At 74.0% G+C, this 3,685-nt stretch carries 1 protein-coding gene and 2 riboswitches; the gene reads right to left on the bottom strand.

What is annotated here, in order from left to right:
* Window positions 1-342: 342 nt before the first annotated feature.
* Entirely contained in the window at window positions 343-3,255 is a 2,913-nt protein-coding gene (gcvP, locus tag DZF91_RS26615; RefSeq protein WP_117359920.1) for an aminomethyl-transferring glycine dehydrogenase, read from the bottom strand.
* 68 nt (window positions 3,256-3,323) lie between these two features.
* Window positions 3,324-3,434, bottom strand: a riboswitch (glycine riboswitch).
* A gap of 1 nt (window position 3,435) precedes the next feature.
* Window positions 3,436-3,531, bottom strand: a riboswitch (glycine riboswitch).
* Window positions 3,532-3,685: the final 154 nt, after the last annotated feature.

Genomic DNA, 3,685 nt, shown 5'->3' with positions numbered 1-3,685 from the left:
GCACCCCCGCCCGGCGCACCCCCGCCCGGCGCGCCGCCGCCCGCCGGGGCGGGGACGGGCGCCGCCGCCTGTTCCACCGGAGTGACGGCTGACTCGGCTGACGCGGCCTCGGCGGCCGGTCCGGGCGTGTCGCTCATGATCGTCTACTGCCCTCTGGGGGTCGGGGTTCGGCGAGCCGAGCCTAGCGATCCGGCCGCCCCGCGTCCCGCCCCGACACACCCGGATTCGATCATGACGCGCGGCCCGTTCCTGCCGCCGGCCTTTACGTTGTAGATCACAAGCAGGGACCGGAAAGGGCCCGCCCCGGGACACCCCGGAACGGGCCCTCACCGTCCGTGCGGATCAGTCCTCGAACGCCTCCGGCGGCGGGCAGGAGCAGATCAGGTTGCGGTCGCCGTACGCCTGGTCGATGCGGCGGACCGGCGGCCAGTACTTGCCCTCGCGCAGGGACGGCAGCGGGTAGGCGGCGCGCTCGCGCGGGTAGGCGTGCTTCCAGTCCTCGGTGACCAGGCAGTCGGCGGTGTGCGGGGCGTTCTTCAGCGGGTTGTCCTCGCGGTCGAGCTCCCCGTCGGCGACGGCCTGGATCTCCCGGCGGATCTCCACCATGGCGTCCACGAACCGGTCGAGCTCGGCGAGGTCCTCGCTCTCGGTCGGCTCGATCATCAGCGTCCCGGCGACCGGGAACGCCAGCGTCGGGGCGTGGAAACCGTAGTCGATCAGCCGCTTGGCGACGTCCTCGGCGGTGATGCCGGTCTCCTTGGTGATCCTGCGCAGGTCGGCGATGCACTCGTGCGCGACCAGCCCGTCCCGGCCGGTGTAGAGGATCGGGAAGTGCGGCGCCAGCCGCGCGGCCAGGTAGTTCGCGCCGATGATCGCGCCCTCGGTCGCCGACCGCAGCCCGTCCGGGCCCATCATGGCGATGTAGGTCCAGGAGATCGGCAGGATGCCCGCCGAGCCCCACGGCGCGGCCGAGATCGGGCCGACACCGGTCTCCTGCGGCCCGGCCTCCGCGCGCAGCGGGTGGGACGGCAGGAACGGCGCGAGGTGCTCGCGGACGCCGACCGGGCCGACGCCCGGGCCGCCGCCGCCGTGCGGGATGCAGAAGGTCTTGTGCAGGTTCAGGTGCGACACGTCCGAGCCGAACTCGCCCGGACGGGCGAGGCCGACCAGCGCGTTCAGGTTCGCGCCGTCCACGTAGACCTGGCCGCCCGCGTCGTGCACGGACTTGCAGACCTCGGTGATGGACTCCTCGAACACCCCGTGCGTGGACGGGTAGGTCACCATGATCGCGGCGAGCGCGTCGCCGTGCTTGGCGATCTTGGCGTGCAGGTCGTCGACGTCGATGTTGCCGCCGTCGTCGCACTTGACGACCACGACCTTCATCCCGGCCATCACCGCGGACGCGGCGTTGGTGCCGTGCGCGGAGGACGGGATCAGGCACACGTCGCGGTGCCCCTCACCGCGCGAGGCGTGGTAGCCGCGGATCGCCAGCAGCCCGGCGAGCTCGCCCTGCGACCCGGCGTTCGGCTGCACCGACACCCGGGCGTAGCCGGTGATCTCGGCGAGCCAGCCCTCCAGCTCGCCGATCAGCTCGACGTACCCGGCGGCCTGGTCGAGCGGCGCGAACGGGTGGATGTTCGCGAACTCCGGCCAGGTGATGGGCTCCATCTCCGTCGTCGCGTTCAGCTTCATCGTGCAGGAGCCGAGCGGGATCATGGAGCGGTCGAGCGCGATGTCCTTGTCCTGGAGGCGGCGCAGGTAGCGCAGCATCGCGGTCTCGGAGCGGTGCGCGTGGAACACCGGGTGGGTCAGGTACGGGCTCTCCCGGCGCAGCGCGGCGGGCACGTCCCCGGCCGGGGCCTCGGCGGTGCCCTCCGCGGCGCCCGCCGGAGCGCCCGCGGGCACGCCCTCGACGCCGAACGCCTTCCAGACGGTCTCGACGTGCTCGTCGACGGTGGTCTCGTCGCAGGCGATGCCGACGTGGTCGGCGTCCACCGGGCGCAGGTTCACGCCCAGGGCGCGCGCGGCGGCGACGACCTCGGCGGCGCGGCCCGGCACGCGGGCGAGCACGGTGTCGAAGAAGTGCTCGTGGACGACCTCGACGCCGCCCGCGCGCAGTCCCGCGGCGAGCCGGACGGCGTGCAGGTGGGCGCGCTGCGCGATGGCGGCCAGGCCCTCCGGGCCGTGGTACACCGCGTACATGCTGGCCATGACGGCGAGGAGCACCTGCGCGGTGCAGATGTTGCTGGTGGCCTTCTCGCGGCGGATGTGCTGCTCGCGGGTCTGCAGGGCCAGCCGGTAGGCGGGCTTGCCGTCGATGTCGACCGAGACGCCGACCAGGCGGCCCGGGAGCTGCCGCTGGATGCCCTCGCGGACGGCCATGTACCCGGCGTGCGGGCCGCCGAAGCCGTAGGGGACGCCGAACCGCTGCGCCGAGCCGACCACGATGTCGGCGCCGCTCTCCCCGGGCGGCCGCAGCAGCGTCAGCGCGAGCAGGTCGGCGGCGACCACGGCCTGCATGTCGCGCGCGTGCGCCGCCTCCACCAGCGGCGTCAGGTCGCGGACGGCCCCGGACGCGCCCGGGTACTGCACCAGCACGCCGAAGAAGTCGCCGTCCGGCAGCCCGTCGGACAGGTCGGCGGTGACGACCTCGATGCCCAGCGGGACGGCCCGGGTGCGGATCACCTCGATCGTCTGCGGCAGCGCGTCGGCGTCCACCAGGAACGCGCCCGGCTCCTTGCGCCGGCCGGCGCGGTGGGCCAGCGCCATCGCCTCGGCGGCGGCGGTCCCCTCGTCCAGCATGGAGGCGTTGGCGACCGGCAGGCCGGTCAGGTCGGCGACCACGGTCTGGAAGTTCAGCAGCGCCTCGAGCCGGCCCTGCGAGATCTCCGGCTGGTACGGCGTGTACGCGGTGTACCAGCCCGGGTTCTCCAGCACGTTGCGCAGGATCACGCCCGGCGTGTGGGTGCCGTGGTAGCCCAGCCCGATCATGGAGGTGAGCACGGTGTTCTTGTCCGCCAGCTCGCGCAGCCGGGCGAGCGCCGCCGGCTCCGACAGCGCGGGCGGCAGCGCCAGCGGGCGGTCGGTGCGGATCGCCGCCGGGACCGCCCTGTCGATCAGGGCCTCGGCGCCGGAGTAGCCGATGGCCGCCAGCATCCGGGACCGCTCGTCGCCGGACGGGCCGATGTGCCGGTCGGCGAACGCCGTCCGCGGGGTCTGTGGCGAGGCCACGGGAGCGAAGTACTGGGCGGTCATTGGGGAGAGCCTCCTGGGCTGCGAAAGCGGTCGCTCAGGCGTCCCCGGCCCGGCGGCCGGCGACGGTCTCCCCCTCTGTCGTGGCACCTGAGAGCTTCCCCCGCGCACGCGCGCGGAATTTCCCCTTCGGTGAGGCGTCCCGTCCCCGTTTCCGGGCGCGCGCCTGCTTTCCAGAGGTGCCTCGTCTGCGCGGTCCTTTTGCCTGAGAGGTTCCGGGGAGGGTTGCCCCTTCGGCGTCCCACGCTGGCGGCGTGGAATCTCTCCCGCACAGGGTCAGCGGCGTTTCCTTTTGGGAACTCTATCCAACACGCGGCAGGATCGAACGCGGCGGCCCCGCCGTGGACCGCCTCGGCCCTCGGCGGACCGCCGGACGTCCCGCCCGCCGCGGACCGGCCCGGACGGCGCGGGGACCGGCCCGGACGGCGCGGGG

Origin of the sequence: Actinomadura logoneensis (assembly GCF_003428695.1) — a bacterium.
GTDB classification, from domain to species: domain Bacteria; phylum Actinomycetota; class Actinomycetes; order Streptosporangiales; family Streptosporangiaceae; genus Spirillospora; species Spirillospora logoneensis.
Note: the sequence above shows the minus strand (reverse complement) of the source record. Positions and strands in the feature narration are given on the sequence as shown.